Annotated in this window: 17 protein-coding genes; 11 read left to right on the top strand and 6 right to left on the bottom strand. The window is 71.5% G+C overall.

All coding sequences use genetic code 11. The annotated features are described in order from the left end of the window. Window positions 1-66 precede the first annotated feature (66 nt). Both BLA60_RS38700 and gltB read right to left on the bottom strand, forming a co-directional pair. The gene (locus tag BLA60_RS38700; protein ID WP_075138065.1) at window positions 67-1578 is read right to left on the bottom strand and encodes a glutamate synthase subunit beta; all 1512 of its coding nucleotides are present in this window, start codon (window positions 1576-1578) and stop codon (window positions 67-69) included. Next, window positions 1571-6139, bottom strand: coding sequence for a glutamate synthase large subunit (gene gltB / locus BLA60_RS38695; RefSeq protein ID WP_075138064.1), 4569 nt, complete (start codon window positions 6137-6139; stop codon window positions 1571-1573). The genes BLA60_RS38700 and gltB overlap by 8 nt, the downstream gene beginning before the upstream one ends. A gap of 371 nt (window positions 6140-6510) precedes the next feature. Here gltB and BLA60_RS38690 point away from each other — a divergent pair, with 371 nt between their 5' ends. From BLA60_RS38690 to BLA60_RS38665, 6 genes are all read left to right on the top strand, one after another. Next, entirely contained in the window at window positions 6511-7929 is a 1419-nt protein-coding gene (locus tag BLA60_RS38690; protein WP_084736019.1) for a glycoside hydrolase family 16 protein, read from the top strand. 108 nt (window positions 7930-8037) lie between these two features. Beyond that, the gene (locus BLA60_RS38685; RefSeq protein WP_075138063.1) at window positions 8038-9321 is read left to right on the top strand and encodes an ABC transporter substrate-binding protein; all 1284 of its coding nucleotides are present in this window, start codon (window positions 8038-8040) and stop codon (window positions 9319-9321) included. Between the two features lie 7 nt (window positions 9322-9328). Next, on the top strand, window positions 9329-10246 hold the full coding sequence (locus tag BLA60_RS38680; RefSeq protein WP_075138062.1) for a carbohydrate ABC transporter permease: 918 nt from the start codon (window positions 9329-9331) through the stop codon (window positions 10244-10246). 1 nt (window position 10247) lies between these two features. Beyond that, entirely contained in the window at window positions 10248-11084 is an 837-nt protein-coding gene (locus BLA60_RS38675) for a carbohydrate ABC transporter permease (protein WP_075138061.1), read from the top strand. After that, the gene (locus BLA60_RS38670; RefSeq protein WP_075138060.1) at window positions 11081-12463 is read left to right on the top strand and encodes a GH1 family beta-glucosidase; all 1383 of its coding nucleotides are present in this window, start codon (window positions 11081-11083) and stop codon (window positions 12461-12463) included. Before BLA60_RS38675 ends, BLA60_RS38670 begins: the two co-directional genes overlap by 4 nt. An 8-nt stretch (window positions 12464-12471) precedes the next feature. Continuing rightward, the gene (locus tag BLA60_RS38665) at window positions 12472-13494 is read left to right on the top strand and encodes a LacI family DNA-binding transcriptional regulator (RefSeq protein WP_075138059.1); all 1023 of its coding nucleotides are present in this window, start codon (window positions 12472-12474) and stop codon (window positions 13492-13494) included. Here BLA60_RS38665 and BLA60_RS38660 read toward each other — a convergent pair. Continuing rightward, the gene (locus BLA60_RS38660; RefSeq protein ID WP_245812466.1) at window positions 13491-14135 is read right to left on the bottom strand and encodes a DJ-1/PfpI family protein; all 645 of its coding nucleotides are present in this window, start codon (window positions 14133-14135) and stop codon (window positions 13491-13493) included. The genes BLA60_RS38665 and BLA60_RS38660 overlap by 4 nt on opposite strands. A 21-nt stretch (window positions 14136-14156) precedes the next feature. After that, window positions 14157-15128, bottom strand: a complete 972-nt coding sequence (locus tag BLA60_RS38655; protein WP_084736017.1) for a GlxA family transcriptional regulator — start codon at window positions 15126-15128, stop codon at window positions 14157-14159. 351 nt (window positions 15129-15479) lie between these two features. Here BLA60_RS38655 and BLA60_RS38650 point away from each other — a divergent pair, with 351 nt between their 5' ends. The 4 genes from BLA60_RS38650 to BLA60_RS38635 are packed head-to-tail and all read left to right on the top strand — an operon-like array spanning window position 15480 to window position 19337. Beyond that, window positions 15480-16433 carry an ABC transporter substrate-binding protein gene (locus tag BLA60_RS38650; RefSeq protein WP_075138057.1) on the top strand — a complete coding sequence of 318 codons (954 nt, stop codon included), beginning with the start codon at window positions 15480-15482 and terminating at the stop codon, window positions 16431-16433. Beyond that, the gene (locus BLA60_RS38645) at window positions 16433-17482 is read left to right on the top strand and encodes a FecCD family ABC transporter permease (RefSeq protein ID WP_075138056.1); all 1050 of its coding nucleotides are present in this window, start codon (window positions 16433-16435) and stop codon (window positions 17480-17482) included. The genes BLA60_RS38650 and BLA60_RS38645 overlap by 1 nt, the downstream gene beginning before the upstream one ends. Then, window positions 17479-18261 (top strand): ABC transporter ATP-binding protein, encoded by a 783-nt coding sequence (locus BLA60_RS38640; protein ID WP_075138055.1) that lies wholly within the window; start codon window positions 17479-17481, stop codon window positions 18259-18261. Before BLA60_RS38645 ends, BLA60_RS38640 begins: the two co-directional genes overlap by 4 nt. 8 nt (window positions 18262-18269) lie before the next feature. Further along, entirely contained in the window at window positions 18270-19337 is a 1068-nt protein-coding gene (locus tag BLA60_RS38635) for an NAD(P)H-dependent amine dehydrogenase family protein (RefSeq protein ID WP_075138054.1), read from the top strand. Here BLA60_RS38635 and BLA60_RS38630 read toward each other — a convergent pair. Then, entirely contained in the window at window positions 19334-19918 is a 585-nt protein-coding gene (locus BLA60_RS38630) for a TetR/AcrR family transcriptional regulator (RefSeq protein WP_075138053.1), read from the bottom strand. The genes BLA60_RS38635 and BLA60_RS38630 overlap by 4 nt on opposite strands. 73 nt (window positions 19919-19991) lie before the next feature. Here BLA60_RS38630 and BLA60_RS38625 point away from each other — a divergent pair, with 73 nt between their 5' ends. Beyond that, a complete protein-coding gene (locus tag BLA60_RS38625) occupies window positions 19992-21344 on the top strand; it encodes an MFS transporter (protein ID WP_211288999.1) in 1353 nt (450 codons plus the stop codon). On the opposite strand, the gene lgt is transcribed toward BLA60_RS38625, so the two are convergent. Continuing rightward, complete coding sequence (lgt, locus tag BLA60_RS38620; protein WP_084736016.1) at window positions 21280-22422, bottom strand: prolipoprotein diacylglyceryl transferase; 1143 nt, start codon at window positions 22420-22422, stop codon at window positions 21280-21282. The genes BLA60_RS38625 and lgt overlap by 65 nt on opposite strands. Between the last annotated feature and the right edge of the window lie 12 nt (window positions 22423-22434).

Genomic DNA, 22434 nt, shown 5'->3' with positions numbered 1-22434 from the left:
GGTGCTGGGTTGGGTCGCCACGGCCGCACCGAGGCCGGTGCGGCCGTGATCAGCAGGTCCCTGTCCTCAGACGGCCAGCGGCAGGGCTGTCGGGTGTACCGGTGACGGCAGGTCCGACGCACCGGTCAGGTAGGCGTCCACCGAGGACGCCACCGACCTGCCCTCGGCGATCGCCCACACCACCAGGGAGGCTCCGCGGTGGGCGTCTCCGCAGGTGAAGACTCCCTCTGTGGGGGTCTGCCAGTCGGGGCCGCAGGGGATCGTTCCTCGGCGGGTCAGGCTGACGCCCAGGCCGTCGAGCAGGGGCAGGTGTTCCACGCCCTCGAAGCCGATGGCCAGGAGGACCAGGTCGGCCGGGACTCGTTCCACCTGGTCCGCCACGGGCACCACCTCGCGGGCGCCGGTTTCCGGGTCCTTGCGGACCACGACCTCGCGCAAGTCCACCGATTCCACCCGGTCCTCACCGGTCACGCGTTCCACGGCCACGGCGAAACGGCGTTCGCCCGCCTCCTCGTGGACGGGGTAGTTGCGCAGGATCCAGGGCCAGACCGGCCACGGGGAGAGGTCGTCGTCCCGGGTCGTGGGAGGGCTGGGGTACTGGTCCAGTTGGGTCACCGAGAGCGCGCCCTGGCGGGTGGCGGTTCCGTAGCAGTCCGCGGCGGTGTCGCCGCCGCCGATGATCAGGACGTGCTTTCCCTTGGCGGAAATGGTGGTCGGGCCGTCGCCTTCGCATTCTCGGTTGGCGGCCACCAGGTGGTCCATGGCCAGGTGGACACCATCGAGGTTTCTTCCTGGCAGGTCGGGGGCGTCCCGGCCGCGCAGCGCGCCCACCGCGAGGATCACGGCGTCGTAGTTGGCGCGCAGCGACTCCACCGACAGGTCGCCTGGTTGGGTGCCGCCCACCTCGCAGCCGGTGACGAACCTGGTGCCTTCCTGGCGCAGTTGCGCCAGGCGGCGGTCGAGGGACTTCTTCTCCAGCTTGAACTCGGGGATGCCGTAGCGCAGCAGGCCCCCCAGGCGGTCGTCACGCTCATAGACCGTGACCTCGTGGCCTGCTCTGGTCAGCTGTTGCGCGGCGGCCAGACCCGCCGGGCCCGAGCCGACGACCGCGACGCGTTTGCCCGACGACACCGCCGCCTGCCTCGGCCACACCAGGTCCCGTTCCCACGACACGTCGGCGATGGCCTCCTCCACGCGTTTGATGGCCACCGGGCCACCGGACAGCGGAGAGATCGACAGCACACACGCCGCCTCGCACGGGGCGGGGCAGAGACGACCGGTGAACTCCGGGAAGTTGTTCGTGGCGTGCAGACGCTCGCTCGCCGACGCCCAGTCACCCACCCGGACCAGGTCGTTCCACTCCGGAATCAGGTTGCCCAGGGGGCACCCGGCCGAACCGGAATGACAGAACGGGATACCGCAGTCCATGCAGCGGTGCGCCTGGTCACGGACCTCCTGCGCCCGCTGCGCCGGCTCCTGGTCCCGGTACACCTCACGCCAGTCCGCCAACCGGTCCTCGACCGGGCGCTTCGGCGCGTCCTTCCTACCGTGCTTGAGAAAACCGCTCGGGTCAGCCACGTGACGCCTCCATGACCGCCTCGTCGATGTCGCGGCCCTCGGCGGCGGCAAGCCGCATCGCGTCCAGCACGCGTTGGTAGTCGCGGGGCATGACCTTCGTGAACGACGCCGCGCGGCGGGTCCAGTCGCCGAGCAGCGACGCGGCCACCGCCGAACCGGTCGCGCGGTGGTGGGCCGTCACGGTCTCGCGCAGCCAGCGCAGGTCATCGCCGCCGGGACGTTGCAGGTCGACCATCGCCGTGTTGACCAGCTTCTCGTCCAGGTCCAGGACATACGCTATGCCGCCGGACATGCCGGCCGCCAGGTTGCGGCCCGTCGGGCCAAGCACCACCGCCCGGCCGCCGGTCATGTACTCGAAGGCGTGGTCGCCGACACCCTCGGCGACGGCCACCGCCCCCGAGTTGCGGACACAGAAACGCTCGCCGACCCGGCCGCGCAGGAAGATCTCCCCGCCGGTCGCGCCGTAGCCGATGACGTTGCCGGCGATCACCTGCTGCTCGGCGGCGAACGCCGAGTCCGGGTGCGGGCGCACCACGATCCGCCCGCCGGACAGGCCCTTGCCGACGTAGTCGTTGGCGTCGCCCACCAGGTCCAGGGTGATACCGGCCGGCAGGAACGCGCCGAGCGACTGGCCGGCCGAACCGTCCAGTTCGATGTGGATCGTGTCGTCCGGCAGACCGTCGCCGCCGTAACGGCGGGTGACCTCCGAACCCAGCAGCGTGCCGACCGTGCGGTTCACGTTGCGTACCGGCAGCTCCAGGCGCATCGGGTGCGCGTCCTCCAGCGCCGCCTCGGCCAGCTGGATCAACGTGCGGTCCAGCGCCTGCTCCAGGCCGTGGTCCTGGCCCCGCACCCGCCGGCGCGAACCGGCGTAGGTGGTCTCGGGCACCGCGAAGATCGGCGTCAGGTCCAGGCCGCGTGCCTTCCAGTGCTCGACCGCGTCGTCGGTGTCCAGCAGCTCCGCGTGCCCGATGGCCTCGTCGAGAGTCCGGAAACCCAGCTCCGCCAACAACTCCCGCACCTCGTCGGCGACGAACCGGAAGTAGTTGACCACGTGCTCGGCCTGGCCGGTGTACCGCTGCCGCAACGTCGGGTTCTGCGTCGCCACCCCCACCGGGCAGGTGTCCAGGTGACACACCCGCATCATCACGCAGCCGGCCACGATCAGCGGCGCGGTCGCGAAACCGTACTCCTCGGCACCGAGCAGCGCCGCGACCACCACGTCCCGGCCGGTCTTCATCGCACCGTCGACCTGGACGGTGATCCGGTCGCGCAGACCGTTGAGCATCAACGTCTGCTGGGTCTCGGCCAGACCCACCTCCCACGGCGTCCCCGCGTGCTTGAGCGAGTTCAGCGGGGAAGCGCCCGTGCCGCCGTCGTGTCCGGAGATCAGCACGACGTCCGCGTGTGCCTTGGACACCCCGGCGGCGACCGTGCCGACCCCCAGCTCACTGACCAGCTTCACGTGCACGCGGGCGTGCTCGTTGGCGTTCTTCAGGTCGTGGATGAGCTGGGCGAGGTCCTCGATGGAGTAGATGTCGTGGTGCGGCGGCGGGGAGATCAGGCCCACCCCGGCGGTGGAGTGCCGGGTGCGCGCGATCCACGGCCACACCTTGTTCGGCGGCAGCTGGCCGCCCTCCCCCGGCTTCGCGCCCTGCGCCATCTTGATCTGCAGGTCGGTCGCGTTCACCAGGTACTCGCTGGTCACGCCGAACCGCCCGCTGGCGATCTGCTTGATCGCCGAGCGGCGTTGCGGGTCGTAGAGCCGGTCGGTGTCCTCGCCGCCCTCGCCGGTGTTGGACCGCCCGCCGATCCGGTTCATCGCGATCGCGAGCGTCTCGTGCGCCTCGGCGCTGATCGAGCCGTAGGACATGGCGCCGGTGTTGAACCGCCGCAGGATCGCCTCGGCCGGCTCGACCTCGTCGAGCGGGATCGGCTCGCGGCCCTCGGCGCGGAACCGGAACAGCCCGCGCAGCGCGCCGCCCTCACGGTTGAGCCGCTCCACCTCCGCGACGTAGTCGCGGTAGACGCCCTCCTGGCGGGTCTTCGTCGCGTGCTGCAACAGGAAGACCGTCTCCGGGGTGAACAGGTGCAGCTCGCCGTCGCGGCGGTAGGCGTACTCGCCGCCGGACTCCAGACGCCGGTGCACCCGGTCGGTCGGGTTCTCCGGGTGGGCGCGGCGGTGCCGGGTGGCGACCTCCTCGGCGATCACGTCGAGGCCGACGCCGCCGAGTTTGGACACCGTGCCGGTGAAGTACTCGTCGAGCACCTCGCCGGACAGGCCGAACGCCTCGAAGACCTGCGCGGCGGTGTAGGCGCCGACGGTCGAGATGCCCATCTTGGACATGATCTTGAGGACGCCCTTGACCAGCGCGTTGACGTAGTTGCGGATCGCCTGGGCCGGCTCGATGCCGGTGATGGTGCCCCGGCGGATCTCGTTCTCGATCGACTCGAACGCCAGGTACGGGTTGACCGCGGCGGCGCCGTAACCCAGCAGCAGCGCCACGTGGTGCACCTCGCGGGCGTCGCCGGTCTCCACGACCAGCGCGACCCGCAGCCGCTCCTTGGTGCGCACCAGGTGGTGGTGCACCGAGGCGGCGAGCAGCAGCGACGGGATCGGCGCCATCCGGTGGTCGGAGTCGCGGTCGGACAGCACCAGGGTCCGCGCGCCGGCGGCGATCGCCTCGCTGGCCTCGCGGCGCACCCTGGCGATCGCCTCGACCAGCGCCTCACCCCCACCGTCCACTTCGTACAGCCCGGGGATGACGGTGCAGGCGTAGCCCGGCATGTCGCCGTCGTCGTTGACGTGGATCAGCTTGGCCAGCTCGTCGTTGTCGATCACCGGGTAGGGCAGCTGGATGTGCCGGCAGGACGCCGGGCTGGGTTCGAGCAGGTTCTGCTCGGGGCCCATGATGCGCTGCACGGAGGTGACGATCTCCTCGCGGATCGCGTCCAGCGGCGGGTTGGTGACCTGGGCGAAGTTCTGCTTGAAGTAGTCGTAGAGCAGCCGGGAACGCTTCGACAGCGCGGCGGTCGGGGTGTCCGAGCCCATCGAGCCGATCGGCTCGGCGCCCTTGAGCGCCATCGGCGAGAGCAGGATCTTCAGCTCCTCCTCGGTGTAGCCGAAGGACAGCTGGCGGCGCAGCACGGACTCGTTGGTCTGCACGACGTGCTCGCGGTCGGGCAGGTGCGCGATCTTGAGCAGTCCGGCGTGCAGCCACTCCTCGTAGGGCAGTTCGGCGGCCAGGGCGCTCTTGATCTCGTCGTCGTCGACGATGGTGCCGGCGGCGGTGTCCACGAGGAACATCCGGCCCGGCTGGAGCCGCCCCTTGGCCACGACCTTCTCCGGCGGCACGTCCAGCACACCGGTCTCGCTGGCCAGCACGACGCGGTCGTCGGTGGTGCGCCACCAGCGTGCCGGACGCAGTCCGTTGCGGTCGAGGACCGCGCCGACGAGTGTCCCGTCGGAGAAGGTGACGCTGGCCGGGCCGTCCCACGGTTCCATCAGGCTGGCGTGGAACTTGTAGAAGGCCTTGCGCCTCGGGTCCATCGTGGTGTTGTTCTCCCAGGCCTCCGGGATCATCATCAACACCGAGTGCGGCAGGGTGCGCCCGCCCAGGTGCAGCAGTTCGAGCACCTCGTCGAACGACGCCGAGTCCGACCCGTCCGGGTCGCAGATCGGGTAGAGCCGGGTCAGGTCGCCGGGGATCAGCTCGGAGGCCAGCAGGGCCTCGCGGGCACGCATCCGGTTGCGGTTGCCACGGATCGTGTTGATCTCACCGTTGTGCGCGACGAACCGGAACGGGTGGGCCAGCGGCCAGGACGGGAACGTGTTGGTGGAGAAGCGGGAGTGCACCAGGGCGATGGCGCTGGCGAGCCGCTCGTCGGTCAGGTCGGAGAAGAACACCGGCAGCTGCGCGGTGGTCAACATTCCCTTGTAGACCATCGTGCGCGCGGACAGCGACGGGAAGTACACCCCGCAGCCGGCGGCCACGCTCTCGTGCTCGGCGCGCTTGCGCAGACAGAAGGTGAGGCGGTCCAGGGCGATGCCGGCTGCCCGGTCGCCGGCCGCGTCGGGCTGGGCGGCCAGGAAGGGCATGGCGAAGTGCGGCATCACCGAGCGCGCGGTCGGGCCGACGTCGGCCGCGTCCGGGGTGACCGGGACCTCCCGCCAGCCCAGGACCTCCAGGCCCTCCTCGCCGGCGATGCGTTCGACCAGGGCGACCGCCCGCGCGCGACCGTCGTGGTCGGCGGGCAGGAAGGCCAGGCCCGTGGCGTAGGTGTGCGCGCCGTGCTCGTCGGGGGCCGGCAGGTCGAAGTCGACCTCGTCGCGGAGCAGGGCGTCGGGCAGTTGGAGCAGGATTCCCGCCCCGTCACCGCTGGTCGGCTCGGCTCCCGCGGCGCCTCGGTGTTCGAGGTTGGCCAGCGCCACCAGTGCGTCGGTGACGATCTGATGCGAGCGTCGCCCCTGTATGTCGGCGACCATGGCCACGCCACACGCGTCATGCTCGGCGGTGGGATCGTACAGACCCCGCGCGGTGGGAATGGCAGAAAAAATCACGCGTCGACCTCCCTCGTCGTCCTCGCGCTCAGTGTTGGTACCTGGGCGCGGGACGGCGGTGGCCCGCGTGTTGACGTGAGCTTAACAGTCCCGAAACCCCTGAGCTACGCATCGATCGTGGATTCTCGGCGTCGGGTGTAACGATTTGCGTGATCCACGCGATGGGTGCCGCAGTCCCTGGTGAGGACCTCCCGGCACCCTGCCTCAACCTACTTCAGGGTAACCGAGGCGGGGCGAAATCGAGAAGCGACAGTGTGTCACCACCTGTTGACAACCAGACGTGAGAGCGCTTCCATTGGCCACGGCAATATCTGCGGCCTGAGTTCAGGCACTCGGAACCCTGCCCGAGCGTGACGAGGAGGTCACCGCCCATGGCCACAACCCGTTCCCCCGCTCCCCCCGGCCGGCCGGTACGCCGGTCGGCCCGGCTGCTCGCCGCCGGCGCGGCAGCGGCCGCCGTGCTCGCCCTCGCCCAACCGATCGCCCCGGCGGTCGCGTCGGTCCCGCCGCCGGACAGCGGCTGGACCCAGGTCTGGGCCGACGACTTCACCGGCTCGGCCGGCAGCCTGCCGTCCTCGTCGAACTGGATCTTCGACATCGGCCACGGCTACCCCGGCGGCCCGGCCAACTGGGGCACCGGCGAAATCGCCTACCACACCGACAACCCGGCCAACGTGAGCGTCGACGGGTCGGGCAACCTGCGGATCACGCCGCTGCGCGACGGCAACGGCAACTGGACCTCGGCCCGCATCGAGACCCGGCGCGGGGACTTCCGCCCACCGGCCGGCGGCGTGCTGCGCATCGAGGGCCGGGTGCAGATGCCCAACGTCACCGGCAACTCCGCCCTCGGCTACTGGCCGGCGTTCTGGGCGCTTGGCTCGCCGTACCGGGGCAACTACTGGAACTGGCCGGGCATCGGCGAGTTCGACATCATGGAGAACGTCAACGGGATCAACTCCGTGTGGGCGGTGCTCCACTGTGGAGTCGCACCGGGCGGCCCGTGCAACGAGAACAACGGCCTTGGCGCCAGCCGCGCGTGCCCGGGGTCGAGCTGCCAGTCGGCGTTCCACACCTACCGCTTCGAGTGGGACCAGAGCGTCTCGCCCAACCAGCTGCGCTGGTACGTCGACGGCCAGCAGTTCCACTCGATCAGCCAGAGCCAGCTACCGGCGGACACGTGGAACCAGATGACCACCCACGCCGGGTACTTCATCCTGCTCAACCTGGCCATCGGCGGCGCGTTCCCCGACGGGGTCGCCGGGCGGGCCACGCCGGTGGCCGAGACCGTGCCCGGCCGGCCGATGCTGGTCGACTACGTCGCGGTGTGGAGCCGGGGCGGCGGGGGCACCGACCCCGAGGAGCCGCCGCCGGGTGACGGCGGCAGCGCCTACGACCGGTTGCAGGCCGAGAACTTCCAGCAGCAGAGCGGGTTGCAGACCGGCGGCACGACCGACGCCGGCGGCGGCAGCTACGTCGGCTGGGCGGCCAACGGTGACTGGGCCCGCTACGACGACATCGACTTCGGTTCCACCCCGGCCAGGCAGTTCCAGGCCAGGGTGGCCTCCGGGGCGGGCGGCGGGGTGAGCGGCCTGGTGGAGGTCCGGCTGGACTCGCGGACCGCCGCGCCGATCGGCAGCTTCGCCGTGGGCAACACCGGCGGCTGGGAGAGCTGGCGCACCGTGCCGGCCAACATCGCCGCCACGACCGGGGTGCACGACGTGTACCTGACCTTCACCAGTGGTCAACCGGCCGACTTCGTCAACGTGAACTGGTTCACCTTCGCCCGCTGACCAGGGAAACAGCGGCGCGATGCGCCGGCTCCCCGCACCCGTCGTCTCGGGTGCGGGGAGCCGGACAGTTTTCGACCCATCGATGAGAGCGCTCTCACGGAGGACACCATGCGTACGTCACGACGACCCGGCAGCGCTCTCGCGCTCGCGGCGGTGAGCGCCATCGTGCTCACCGCGTGCGGCGGCGAGGAGGCCGCCGACCCCAACGCCGAGATCACCCTGACGATCAACGTCTACGGCGACAACTTCTCCTTACCCGACAACCGCTCCCTCTACGACGCCTACGAGGCCGCCCACGACAACGTCACCATCGTCGAGAACCGCAGCGACTTCGGCACCCACCACCAGAACCTCCAGGCCCGGCTCACCGCCGGCTCCGGCACCGCCGACCTCGAAGTCATCGAGGTCGGACAGGTCTCGGGCTACATCGGCCAGCCGGACAAGTTCGTGAACTTCAACGACCACGGCGTCGACAGCTCCCAGTGGACCGAGTCCACCGTGGCGCGCGCGTCCACCCCGGACGGTGGCACGCTGATCGGCCTGCCGACCGACATCGGCGGGCTGGCCATGTGCTACCGCACCGACCTGTTCGCCGCCGCCGGCCTGCCCACCGACCGCGAACAGGTCTCCGCGCTCTGGCCGACCTGGGAGGACTACGTCGCCACCGGCGACCGGTTCCTGGCGAACTCGCCGAAGGTCAAGTGGTTCGACGCCGGCGGGCACGTGTTCACCGGCGTGCTCGGCAACGAGGCGCAGACCTACTACGATGCCGAGGGCACCCTGATCGTCGAGAAGAACCCGGTCGTGCGCGACGCCTGGGACCTGACCGTGGACGCCATCGAGAAGGGCCAGTCGGCCGCGCTCGCCGAGTTCTCCCCCGAGTGGAACACCGGCTTCCAGCAGGGCCAGTTCGCCACGATCACCTGCCCCGCCTGGATGATGGGCTACATCCAGGCCAACGCCGCCGACACCTCCGGCAAGTGGGACATCGCCACCATCCCCGGCGGCTCTGGCAACTGGGGCGGCTCGTACGTGACCGTGCCGGCGCAGGGCGCCAACACCGACGCCGCCGCCGAGCTCGCGAAGTGGCTGACCTCCCCCGAGCAGAACATCGAGCTGTACAAGATGATCGGCAACTTCCCCAGCCAGACCAGCACCTGGACCGATCCCGAGATCGCCGACTACACCTCGGAGTTCTTCTCCGGCGCGCCCGCCGGCACGATCTTCCCCGCGTCGCTGGAGAACGCGCCGGTGCAGGTCTACGGCCCGCAGAGCGGCGTCATCGGCAACACCTTCGCCGGCGCGCTCAACAGCGTCGAACAGGGCACCGACCCCGACCAGGCCTGGGAGTCGGCGATGAAGGACATCCAGGCCGCCGCCGGCGAGGGATGACGAACGCGTGGAGAAGCTCCGCTCCAGGCTGTACCGGTTCGACCTCAAGGGCTCGCCCTACCTCTACGTGCTGCCGTTCTTCGGGCTGTTCGCGGTGTTCGGCCTGTTCCCCATGGCCTACACCGCGTTCATCTCGACCACGGCGTGGAGCCCCCGGCGGGCGGGCAGCGAGGACGAGTCGGTCGGCCTGGAGAACTACCAGAACCTGTTCGGCGACGAGAACTTCCACAACGCGCTGATCAACACGTTCGGCATCGGCCTGGTGTCGACCGTGCCGCAGCTGCTGCTGGCGCTGGGGATCGCCCACCTGCTCAACTACCGGCTGCGCGGGCGGCTGCTGCTGCGGATGGGTGTGCTGGTCCCCTACATCACCTCGGTCGCGGCGGTGGCGCTGATCTTCAACCAGATCTTCGCCCGCGACTTCGGGCTGCTGAACTGGTTCCTCGCGCCGTTCACCGAGAACCCGATCGACTGGCGGGCCGAGAAGTGGGCGTCGTGGCTCGCGGTCTCGGCCATGGTCACCTGGCACTGGACCGGCTACAACGCGCTGATCTACCTGGCGGCCATGCAGACCATCCCCTACGAGCGCTACGAGTCCGCGTCCATCGACGGCGCCAGCCGCTGGCAGCAGTTCCGCTACATCACCATCCCCGCTTTGCGGCCGACGATCATCTTCACCGTCGTGGTGTCCACCATCGGCGCGCTGCAACTGTTCGCCGAACCGTTCCTGTTCGACACCACGCGCAACAACAACGGCGGCTCGGACCGGCAGTTCCAGACCGTGGTCCTCTACCTGTACCAGCAGTTCTGGACCAACGGCCGCTACGGCTACGCGGCCGCCATCGCCTGGACGCTGTTCGGAGTGACGGTGGTGATCGCGCTGGTGAACTTCCTGCTGGCGCGCCGGATCAGGTCGGAGGACTGACATGGCGACCCGCCGCGCACCCGACCAGCCCCGCTGGGGCACCTACGCGATCCTGTTCGGGATCGTGGTGGTCTCGATCTTCCCGCTGTACTGGTCGATCGTGGTCTCCTCCCGGGACCAGTCGGCCGTCGGGCACTACCCGCCGCCGCTGGTGCCCGGCGGCAACCTGTTCGACAACCTGGCCGCCGCCTTCGACCAGGGCAACTTCGGGCTGGCACTGACGAACTCGGTGATCGTGGCCGGCACGATCACCGCGTCGGTGGTGTTCACCTCGACGCTGGCCGGCTTCGCCTTCGCCAAGCTGACCTTCCGGGGCAGCGGCGCGCTGTTCACCTCGGTGGTGGCGACCATGCTGGTGCCCACCCAGCTGGCGATCATCCCGCTGTACATCATGGTGACCCAGTGGTTCGGCTGGGCCAACGACCTGCGCGGGGTGATCGTGCCGGCGCTGATGAGCGCGTTCGGTGTGTTCTTCATGCGCCAGTACCTGACCTCCGCCATGCCCACCGAACTGTTGGAGGCCGGAAGGGTGGACGGCGCCACCACGTTGCGGATCTACTGGAGCGTGGTGCTGCCGATCGCGCGGCCGGGGGCGGCGGTACTGGGGCTGCTCACGTTCATCACCTACTGGAACGACCTGTTCTGGCCGCTGATCCTGCTCAACACCCAGAACCCGACGGTCCAGGTGGCGATCGCGAACACCGCGAGCGGCATCGAGGTCGACTACTCGCTGGTGCTGGCCGGCACGGTGATCGCGACCTTCCCGATGCTGATCGTGTTCCTGCTGCTCGGCCGACAGATCATCGGAGGAATCATGCAAGGGGCGGTGAAGGGATGACCAGACTGACGTTCCCCGAGGACTTCGTGTGGGGTGCGGCCACCGCGGCCTACCAGGTCGAGGGCTCGGCGACCGCCGACGGGCGCGGACCGTCCATCTGGGACACGTTCGCGCGCACGCCGGGGCGGGTCACCGGCGGCGACACCGGTGACGTGGCGGCCGACCACTACCGCCGCTACCGGCAGGACGTGGCGATGATGGCCGACCTCGGCCTCCCGGCCTACCGGTTCTCGGTGTCCTGGCCCAGGGTCCAGCCCTCCGGCAAGGGCCCGGCCAACGCCGCCGGCCTTGACCACTACGACCGGCTGGTGGACGAACTGGTGGCCAAGGGCATCACCCCGGTGCTGACGCTCTACCACTGGGACCTGCCCCAGGAGCTGCAGGACTACGGCGGCTGGGTGGTGCGCGACACCGCCGCCCGCTTCGCCGACTACGCGATGCTGGTCGGGGAACGGCTCGGTGACCGGGTGCCGCTGTGGACCACGCTCAACGAGCCGTGGTGCTCGGCGTTCCTCGGCTACGGCTCCGGCGAGCACGCGCCGGGACTGCCCGACCAGGAGACCGCGCTGCGGGTCGCCCACCACCTGCTGCTGGCCCACGGCTACGGCACCCGGGCGCTGCGCAGCGCGCTGCCGGCCGACGCGCGGGTGTCGATCACGCTGAACCTGGCGGCCGTGCTGCCCGCCGGCGACACCCCGGCGGCGGCCGACGCGGCCCGGCGGGTCGACGGGCTGGCCAACCGGATGTTCCTGGACCCGCTGCTGCGCGCCAGCTACCCCACCGACGTGCTGCGCGACACCGCGGCGGTGACCGACTGGTCGTTCGTGGTGAGCGGCGACCTGAAGGTCATCTCGTCGCCGATCGACGTGCTGGGCGTCAACTACTACTCCCCCACGCTGGTCGACACCGGCGAGCGCCGGCCGGGGCCATCGCCGTGGCCGGCGTGCGAGGACGTCCGGTTCGTCGACCAGCCGGGGCCGGCGACCGCGATGGGTTGGGCGATCGACTCGCGCGGGCTGCGGGCGGTGCTGCGGCGGGTGCACGAGGACTACGCTCCGATGCCGCTGATGATCACCGAGAACGGCGCGGCGTTCGACGACGAGCTGGCCGCCGACGGCGCCGGTGACCACGTCCATGATCACGAGCGGATCGCCTACCTGCGGGACCATCTGCGGGTGGTGCACGAGGCGATCGAGGCCGGCATCGACCTTCGGGGATACTTCGTGTGGTCGCTGCTGGACAACTTCGAGTGGGCACACGGCTACTCGAAGCGCTTCGGCATCGTCCACGTGGACTACCCGACCCAGCGCCGGGTGTGGAAGGACAGCGCACACTGGTACCGCGAGGTGATCACGACGAACGGCTTCGACCCCGAATGAGTTCCTGAATGAGCGCGGCGTTCCCACAACGGCGCAAGCCGACCCTGGACACGGTGGCCGCGGAGGCGGGGGTCTCCCGGGCCACGGTGTCCCGGGTGATCAACGGTTCCCCCCGGGTGTCCCCCGAGGTCAAGGACGCGGTGTCGTCCGCGATCGACCGCCTCGGCTACGTCCCCAACCGCGCGGCCCGCAGCCTGGTGATGCGCCGGACCGACTCGATCGCCCTGGTGATGCGGGAGCCGGACGCCACCGTGCTCGCCGACCCGTACCTGGGCAACATCATCATCGCCACCAGCCAGACCCTGGTCGGCACCGGCGTGCAGCTGGTGCTGGTGAACGCGCGCAACGACGCCGAGCACGCCCGGCTGGCCGACTACGTGCGCAGCGGCCACGTCGACGGCGTGCTGCTGGCGTCCATGCACGGCGACGACCCGCTGCCCGGGCTGCTGCTCGACGCAGGCATCCCGACCGTCGTCGGCGGCCGGCCGCAGCGGCACCTGCCCGGCCTGACCTACGTCGACGTCGACAACGTCGGCGGCGCGCAGCTGGCGGCCGAGCACCTGCTGGCCGGCGGCCGGCGGCGGATCGCCACGATCGCCGGCCCGCAGGACATGACCGCCGGCTCCGACCGGCTCGGCGGCTACCGGCGGGCGCTGGCCTCGGCCGGGCGCAAGGCCGACCGCGTGGTGTACGGCGACTTCACCCGGGAGTCGGGCGAGCAGGCGATGGCCGCGCTGCTCGCCCGCCACCCGGACCTGGACGGCGTGTTCGCCGCCAACGACCTGATGGCCGTCGGTGCGCTGCGGGCGCTGCGCGCGGCCGGCCGCGCGGTCCCCACCGACGTGGCGGTCGTGGGCTACGACGACATCGAGCTGGCCCGGCACACCGAGCCGCCGCTGACCACGATCCACCAGCCGATCATCGACCAGGCGCGGACGATGACCGAGCTGCTGCTGACCCAGATCGGCGGCGACCCGGTGGCCGACCCGGTGGTGCTGCCGACCGAACTGGTCGCCCGCGAGTCGGCCTAGCCGGACCGGGGCGAGAGCAGCTGGCCGACCTTGGCCATCAGCTCCGGCCCGGCCTTGTCCGGCGAGCCGCTGTCGAATGGCGGCCGCGGGTCGTACTCGAGCATGAGCTGTACGGCCCGGGCCGCCTCCTCCCCCCAGATCTCCGCCGACAGGGTCAACCCGAGGTCGATCCCCGCCGACACCCCCGCGCCGGTGATCACCGAACCGTCGATCACCACCCGCTCGTGGCTGACCACCGCACCGAGCGAGCCCAACAGCTCGCGCGCCCCCCAGTGCGTGGTGGCCGGCCGGCCGGTGAGGATCCCCGCCTTGGCGAGCAGGGTCGAGCCGGTGCACACCGACGCGGTCCAGGTGGCGTGCGGGTGCGCGGCCCGCAGCCAGTCCAGCAGCACGGTGTCCTCCAGCGCGTCGACGAACCGGGAGCTGCCCGGCACGACGATCACGTCCGGGGCCGCCAGATCCGCGAAGGTGGTGGTGGCGTGCATGACCAGGCCGTTGTCGGTGTACACCGGGCCGGTCTGCTCGGCGACGAAGTGCGGGGTCGCCGCCGGGTGCCAGCTCAGCGTCTCGTAGGGCCCGACCAGGTCGAGCGCGGTCAGGTTGTCGTAGAGCACGAACGCGATGTCCAACGTTCTGTCCAACGCTTTGTCCACTGTTCTCCCTCAGGTGTTGGCCGCACCGACCGGGTGCGCGGTGCGCCGGAACCGCTGCCGGTACTCCGCCGGCCCCACCCCCAGCTGTCGGTGGAACGCGCGGCGCATCGTCTCGGCGGTGCCGAACCCGCAGCGGGCCGCCACCGTCTCCACCCCGTCGGACCGGTCGAGCAGCGCGCGCCTGGCCGCCTCGACCCGCGCCCGCTCCACGTAGGCCCCCGGGGTCAGCCCGACCTCCCGGCGGAAGATCCGGGCGAAGTTGCGGGGGCTCATGTGCGCGTGCTCGGCCAGCACGTCGACCCGCAGGTCGGCGCCGAGGTTGGCCAGGACCCACTCCTGGACCTCGCGCAGCAGCCCGCTTGGCTCGTCGACCAGCGGCCCGCTGAACTGCGTCTGCCCGCCAGGGCGGTGCACGAACCAGACCAGCCACCGGGCGACCTCCAGCGCGACGTCTCGGCCGAGGTCCTCCTCGACCAGCGCCAGCGCGAGGTCCATGCCGGTGGTGACCCCGGCCGAGGTCCACACGTTGCCGTCGCGCACGAAGACCTGGTCGGACTCGACGCTGACCTTCGGGAACAGCTCGGACATCGTGCCGGTCGCCACCCAGTGCGTGGTGGCCCGGCGGCCGTCGAGCAGCCCGGCCCGACCCAGCAGCAGCGACCCGGTGCACACCGAGGTGACCCGCCGGGAACGCTGGGCGTTGGTTCTGATCCAGGCGACCAGCCGCTCGTCGAACAGCGCCTGCCGCACCCCGGGACCGCCGGCGACGACCAGGGTGTCGATGTCGGCCCGGTCGGGCAGCGGGCCGTCCATGGTCAGCGGGAGTCCGCCGGAGGTCATCACCGGCTCGTTGGCGACCAGCTCGACGGTGTACGAGTCCGCGACGACGTCCGCGGCGGCCCGGAAGACCTCCAGCGGACCCGCGACATCGAGCAGCTGCACACCGGAGTACGCGACGAGCACGACGGAACGGGGGGCCATGCCGTCCATCCTGTGGGAGCGGGCGGCGTGTCCGCAATGACAAACAACCCTCGTATCCGGCCAGCCGCGGTGGCAGTCGCCGGGGTGGTAGCGTCCTGCTGCTGGTCACGTGCTTGACCGGTGACGCGAACAGTCCGCGGCCCAACCGGGGTCGCGGCAGGTGGTAGCGAAGTCCGGTGTGAACCCGGCGCTGTCCCGCAACTGTGGAGGCCCCGCGTACGCGGCGCCCGAGCCAGGTCGCCTACCGCTCCCCGCGTCGACGCCAACCGCCCCCGGTGCAGGGATGCGGCGTCCCGCCACCTCAAGGCGCGCGCCGGCCCGACGCCGGCCGAACCTCCCGAGGTGGTCCCCATGTCCCTTCCCCGCAGGCGCGTGCGACGCCTGACGGTCCTCGCCCTCACCGGCGCGCTGGCGCTGGCCGGCTGCGCCGAACGCGCCGAGGACGACCAGCCGCCCGCAGCGCAGGACCAGGCCGACTTCCCGGTCACGCTCACGCCCGCGCAGGGCGAGCCGCTGACCCTGGACAAGCGGCCCGACAAGATCGTGTCGCTGTCGGCAAGCAACACCGAGACGATCTACGCCGTCGGCGCCGGGGACCAGGTCGTCGCGGTCGACGACCAGTCCAACTTCCCGGCCGACGCGCCGCGCACCGACCTGTCGGGCCTCACGCCCAACGTGGAGGCGATCGTCGGCTACGACCCGGACCTGGTGGTGCTCTCCGACGACACCGACGGCATCGCCGCCGCGCTCACCAAGGTCGACCGCAAGGTGCTGATCGTGCCGGCCGCCGCGACCCTGGACGACCTGTACGCCAGCGTCGAGCTGCTCGGAAAGGCCACCGGGCACGCGCAGGAGGCCGCCGACCTGGCCGGGCGGATGCGCGCCGACCTGGACAAGATCGTCGCCGACACCCCGAAGCCCAGCGAGCCGCTGACCTATTACCACGAGCTGGACACCACGTACTTCAGCGCGACGTCGAAGACGTTCATCGGCCAGGTGTACGGCCTGTTCGGGCTGACCAACATCGCCGACCCGGCCGACACCGACCAGGGCGGCTACCCGCAGCTGACCGTCGAGCACATCCTCGAGTCCGACCCGGACCTGATCTTCCTGGCGGACGTGAAGTGCTGCGGCCAGAACGCCGAGACGGTCGCCGCCCGCCCCGGCTGGAACACCCTGGGCGCGGTCCGCGACGGCAACGTCGTCGCGCTGGACGACGACCTGGCGTCCCGCTGGGGGCCCCGGGTGGTCGACCTGGCCGCCGACATCGCCGAGGCCGTCGAGAAGGCGAGCCAGGGCAGCTGATGCGCGCGCGCCAGGACCGGGGGATCCGCCCGACCAGGCTCGCTCCGCTGGCGATCGCCGTGGCGCTCGTCGGGCTGGTCGCCGTGGTCTCGGTGTCGATGCTGCTCGGCGCGGCGAACCTGGGCTGGACCAGGGTCGCGCAGGAGGTGTGGGCCCAGCTGACCGGCGGCCGCTCGCCGCTGTCGGCCACCGAGGCGGCGATCGTGTGGGACGTGCGGCTGCCCAGGATCGTGCTGGCCGGCCTGGTCGGCGCCGCGCTGGCGATGGCCGGCGCGGCGTTCCAGGGCGTGTTCCGCAACCCGCTGGCCGACCCGTTCCTGCTGGGCGCGGCGGCCGGTGCCGGCATGGCGGCCACCATCGTGGTGGTCGCCGCGCCGCAGGTCACCGGCTGGGTGATCGGGCCGCTGCCGCTGGCGGCGTTCGCCGGCGCGATCGGTGGGGTCGGCCTGACCTGGCTGCTCGGCCGCTCGGCCGGCGGCGGCACGGCGGTGCTGCTGCTGGCCGGGGTGGCGGTGGCGTCGTTCCTGACCGCGATCCAGACGTTCGTCCAGCAGCTCAACACCGACACGATCAAACAGGTCTACAGCTGGATGCTCGGCGGGCTGAACACCACCGGCTGGCGCGAGATCCTGGTGACCGTGCCCTACATCGCGCTGGCCGGCGTGGTGCTGTGCCTGTGCGGGCGGCTGCTGGACGTGCTGGCGGTCGGCGACGACGAGGCGGCGTCGCTGGGCGTGCGCCCCGGGCGGGTGCGGGTGGTGGTGCTGCTGGCGGCCTCGCTGGCGACGGCGGCGGCGGTGTCGGTGAGCGGGCTGATCGGGTTCGTCGGGATCGTGGTGCCGCACGTGGTGCGGCTGCTGGCCGGCGCGAGCTACCGGGTGGTGATCCCGCTGTCGCTGGCCGGCGGGGCGGTGTTCCTGATCGTCGCCGACCACATCGCGCGCACCGCGTTCGCCCCGGCCGAGCTGCCGATCGGCGTGATCACGGCGTTCACCGGCGCGCCGTTCTTCCTGCTGGTGCTGCGGATGAACCGGCAGGAGGTGCGATGACCGCGCTGTCGCTGCACGACGTGTCGGCCCGCTACGGGTCCAGGGTGGTGGCCTCGGGCGTGGACGTCGACCTGCCGGCCGGCAGCTGGCTGGCGATCATCGGGCCGAACGGGGCCGGGAAGTCCTCGCTGCTCAAGGCGATCCTGGGCGCGGTCGAGCACGACGGGGAGATCCTGCTCGACGAGCGGCCGGCCTCGGCGCTGAGCGCCCGGGCTCGGGCCCGCGCGATCGCCTACGCGCCGCAGAACCCGCAACTGCCCGACCGGCTGACGGTGACCGACTACGTGCTGCTGGGCCGCACCCCGCACCTGGCGCCGCTGGCCCGCGAGCGGCGCGCCGACCTGGCGGTCGTCGAGCAGTCGCTGCACCGGCTGGACCTGACGGGGCTGGCCGGGCGGGCACTGCACACCCTGTCGGGTGGTGAGCGGCAGCGGGCGGTGCTGGCCAGGGTGCTGGCCCAGCAGGCCGGGCTGCTGCTACTCGACGAGCCGACCACGGGCCTGGACATCGGGCACGCGCAGGCCCTGCTGGAGCTGGTGGACCGGCTGCGCGCCGAGGACGGCGCGACGGTCGTCAGCACCCTGCACGACCTGACGCTCTCCGCCCAGTACGCCGACCGTGTGCTGCTGCTGCACGGCGGCGAGGTCGTCGGCTACGGCACGCCCGAGGAGGTGCTCACCCGCGAGACCGTGGCGCGGCACTACGCGGCCGAGGTGGAGATCCTCAAGACCGACAACGGGAATCTCGTCGTCACGCCGACCAGGGCACCTCGGGGCTAACCTGAGACGTGACCTTTCGCGTGGTGCAGTGGAGCACCGGCAACGTCGGCCGGCACGCCATCGCCGGGATCGACGCCCGCCCCGACCTGGACCTGACCGGCGTCTGGGTGTCCTCAGTGGACAAGGTGGGTCGGGACGCCGGTGACCTGGCGGGCCTTGGCCGTGAGCTGGGGGTGACCGCGACCGGCGACGCCGACGCGCTGATCGCCACCCGTCCGGACTGTGTGGTGTACACGGCGATGGCCGACGACCGGCTCGGCGAGGCCATGGAGGACCTGGCCCGGCTGCTGGCGGCCGGTATCAACGTGGTGTCCAGCAGCCCGGTGTTCCTCCAGTTCCCCGACGGCGTGCTGCCGCCGGAGGTGGTCGAGCCGGTGCGCCGGGCGGCCCTCGACGGCCGATCTTCGTTGTGGGTCAACGGGATCGACCCGGGGTTCGCCAACGACTGGCTGCCACTGATGCTGACGTCGGTGTGCCAGCGCGTCGACCAGGTGCGCTGCATGGAGATCCTGGACTATTCGACGTACAACAACCCCACCGTGTTGTTCGACATCATGGGCTTCGGCCGGCCGATGGACGACACGCCGATCCTGCTCCAGCCCGGCGTGCTGACCATCGGCTGGGGCAGCGTCGTGCAACAACTGGCCGCCGGCCTGGGCATCACCCTCGACGAGGTCGAGCAGGAGGCCACCCGGCTGCCCGCCCCGGAGACCTTCCACGTCGCCGCCGGTCGGATCGAGGCCGGCACGGCCGCGGCGCTGCGCTTCGAGGTGCGCGGCATCGCCGGCGGCCGGCCGGTCTGCGTGCTCGAACACGTCACCCGGCTGCGCGCCGACATCGGTGTGGAGTGGCCCCAGCCCCCCGGCCAGGGCGGCTACCGGGTCGAGGTGACCGGCGAGCCCAACTGTGTGCTGGACCTGCGCCTGCGCGCCACCAACGGCGACCACAACACCGCCGGCCTCAAGGCGACGGCGATGCGGCTGGTCAACGCGATCCCGGCGGTGGTGGCCGCCGAACCCGGCCTGCTGACCGCGCTGGACCTGCCGCTGGTGACCGGGCGCGGCCTGGTGCCCTAGTCCGCACGGTCCTCGGTGGACAGTCGCGGGCGGAGTCGGTCGAGGTAGTCGGCGAGCAGTGACCGCGCCTCGGGTTCGGTGAGCTGGTCGGCCATCAGCAGCGTCCCGACGCCGTGGGCGATGGCCATCACCTCGCACGCGAGCCGGCGCGCGGCGGGCACGCCTTGGGCGTCGAGCACGTCGGCGAGGTGGTCGGCCAGGCCGCGCAGGTGGGTGCGGTAGGCCCGGCCGGCGACGTCGGGGTGGGTGATCGCCAGGCCTTCCAGGGAGACGCCGACGCGGTGGAGGTCGCGGCTGGCCCGGTCGGTGGGCAGCGCCTCGTCGAGGAACGCGCCGATCACCCCGAGGGCCGGGCCTTGCCGGTCGGCGCGGGCCTGCCAGCGCCGGATGCTCTTGTCGGCCAGGCGGTCGAGGGTGGCGCCGAGGAGTTCGTCCTTGGTGGAGCCGTAGTACTGGACCAGCCGCAGCGAGACGTCGGCCTCGGTGGCGACCGCACGCATGGTCACGGCGTTGACCCCGCCCCTGGCCAGGAGGCGTTCCACGGCCTCCATGATCTCGGTCCGTCGACCGGCCTCGGACATCGGCGGGCTCCCTTCGCTCGGGCCGATGATACAGTCGTATCAAATTTTGATACAGCTGTATCAAAGGAGGATCGTGCGCCGGCTCGCCCTGTGGGCCTCCTGCCTGGCCCAGCTCATCGTGGTGCTGGACGTCTCGGTGGTGAACGTCGCCCTGCCGTCCCTGCAGACCGACCTCGGGCTCGACCGGGTGGCCGCGTCGTGGGTGGCCATGGCCTACACGCTGGGCTTCGCCGGGGTCCTGCTGGTCGGCGCTCGGCTCGCCGACGTCGTGGGCACCGCGCGGCTGCTGGCCTGGGGCGTCGCGGCGTTCACGCTGGCCAGCGTCGCCGGAGGGCTCGCGACCCAGGGCTGGGTGCTGATCGCCGCCCGCGCCGCCCAGGGACTGTCGGCGGCGGTGGTCTCCCCCGCGACGTTCACCCTGCTCACCGCGACCCACGCCGAAGGCCCCGACCGGACCAGGGCCATCACCGTCTGGACGGCGGTGAGCCTGGCCGGCGGCGGGATCGGCACCGTCGCCGGCGGCCTGCTCACCGACCTGGTCTCCTGGCGCGCCACCCTGCTGGTCAACCTGCCGATCGGGGCGATGGTCGCCGGCGCGGCGTGGGCGCTCCACCGGCGCAGCGGCGAGCGGCACCGCCCCGGACGGATCGACCTGGTCGGCGCCGGGCTGGCCACCGGGGCGTTCACCGGGGCCACCTACGCGCTGTCGACCGGCCTGCCGGTCACTCCGAGCCTGGTCACCGGCGCATTGTTCGTGCTGCTCGTCATCCAGCAGCGGCGCACCCGGCACCGGCTGGTGCCGAGCCGGCTCCTGCGGAACCGGACCATCGTGCTCGGCAACATCGCGGTCGCGCTCACCGGAGCCTGCTTCCAGGTCGCCCTCTGGTACTTCCTCACCTACCGGATGCAGACCCGGCTGGGGTACTCACCGATCGAGGCCGGGGTGGCGTTCCTGCCGCTGACCGTCGCCATGCTGGCCGTGAACCTGTGGCTCACGCCCCGCCTGCTGGCCCGGCACACGCCCCGCACGCTGGTGATGGCCGGGGTGGTGGTCGCGGTGCCCGGGCTGCTGTGGCTCACGGTCGTGGACCACGGCTCGTTCGTGCTCGCGGTCGGTGTGCCCAGCGTCCTGGTCGGTGCCGGCGGCGGACTGCTGAACACACCGCTGGCCACGCTGGTCACCACCGGCGTCCGACCCGAGCACGGCGGCGCGGCCTCCGGGCTGATGAACACCGCCAAGCAGTTCGGCGGCGCGGTCGGCCTGGCCGCCGGCAGCGCCGTGGCCACCGCCGGCACGGACCGGGCCGCCTTCGCCCTGCTGGCGGCCGCGCTGGTCGCGGCCGCCGCCGTGGTGACCGGGCTCAGGACTCCTTGCCGGTGGTCGAACTGGACTCCTTCGCCTTCTCGGCGGAGTCCTCGTCCTTGACCTCGTCGGAGTCCTGGGACTCCTTGGTGTCGTCGGCTTCCTTGGGCTCGTCCGCATCGTCCGCCGAGTCGGCGTCCTTGTCGGCGTCCTTGTCGGCGTCCTTGTCGGCGGTGTCCTTGTCAGCGGCGTCCTCGTCGGCGTCCTCGTCGGCGTCGTCGCTGTCGGAGTCGGGCTTGACGGACGGGGGCTCGTTGGTGTCCGGGTCGGTACCCTGGATGGCGGCCAGGTCCTCGCGTGGACCTCGGCCCTTGGCCATGATCAGGTACACGATCGCGCCGACGAACACGAGGATCGACACCCAGACGTTGATCCGCAGGCCGGCGACCATGGTGGCCTCGTCGGTGCGCATCAGCTCGATCCAGCCCCGGCCCAGCGTGTAACCGGCGACGTAGACGGCGAACGCGCGACCGTGCCCGAGGCGGAAGCGGCGGTCGGCCCACACCACGAGGGCGGCGACGGCCAGGTTCCACAGCAGCTCGTAGAGGAACGTCGGGTGCACGACCTCGACCGGGATGTGGTCGACGGCCACACCGTTGAGGTTGTCCTCGACGGCGCCGTTCATCCGGCGGTAGATCTCCAGACCCCACGGCAGGTCGGTCGGCCCGCCGTAGAGCTCCTGGTTGAAGTAGTTGCCCAGTCGCCCGATGGCCTGCGCGGTGACGATGCCCGGCGCGACCGCGTCGGCGAACGCCGGCAGCGGCACCTTCTTGACCCGGCACCCGATCCACGCACCGACCGCGCCCAGCGCGATCGCCCCCCAGATGCCGAGACCACCGTCCCAGATCCGCAGCGCGTCGAGCGGGTTGCGGCCCTCCCCGAAGTACCGGTGGTAGTCGGTCGCCACGTGGTAGAGACGGCCGCCGACCAGGCCGAACGGCACCGCGAACACCGCGATGTCGACGATCGTGCCGGAGGTTCCGCCGCGCGCGACCCAACGCCGCTCGCCCCACCAGATCGCCACGATGATGCCGGCGATGATGCACAGGGCGTAGGCCCGCAGCGGGATGGGGCCGAGCTCCCACACGCCACGGTCAGGGCTCGGGATGTTCGCCAGGAAGACGCTGGACGCCAGGTTCACGCGCGTCACCGT

Origin of the sequence: Actinophytocola xinjiangensis (assembly GCF_001921215.1) — a bacterium.
Classification (GTDB): Bacteria; Actinomycetota; Actinomycetes; order Mycobacteriales; family Pseudonocardiaceae; genus Actinophytocola; species Actinophytocola xinjiangensis.
The sequence above is the reverse complement of the archived record's forward strand: the minus strand, read 5'-3'. Positions and strand labels throughout refer to the sequence as shown.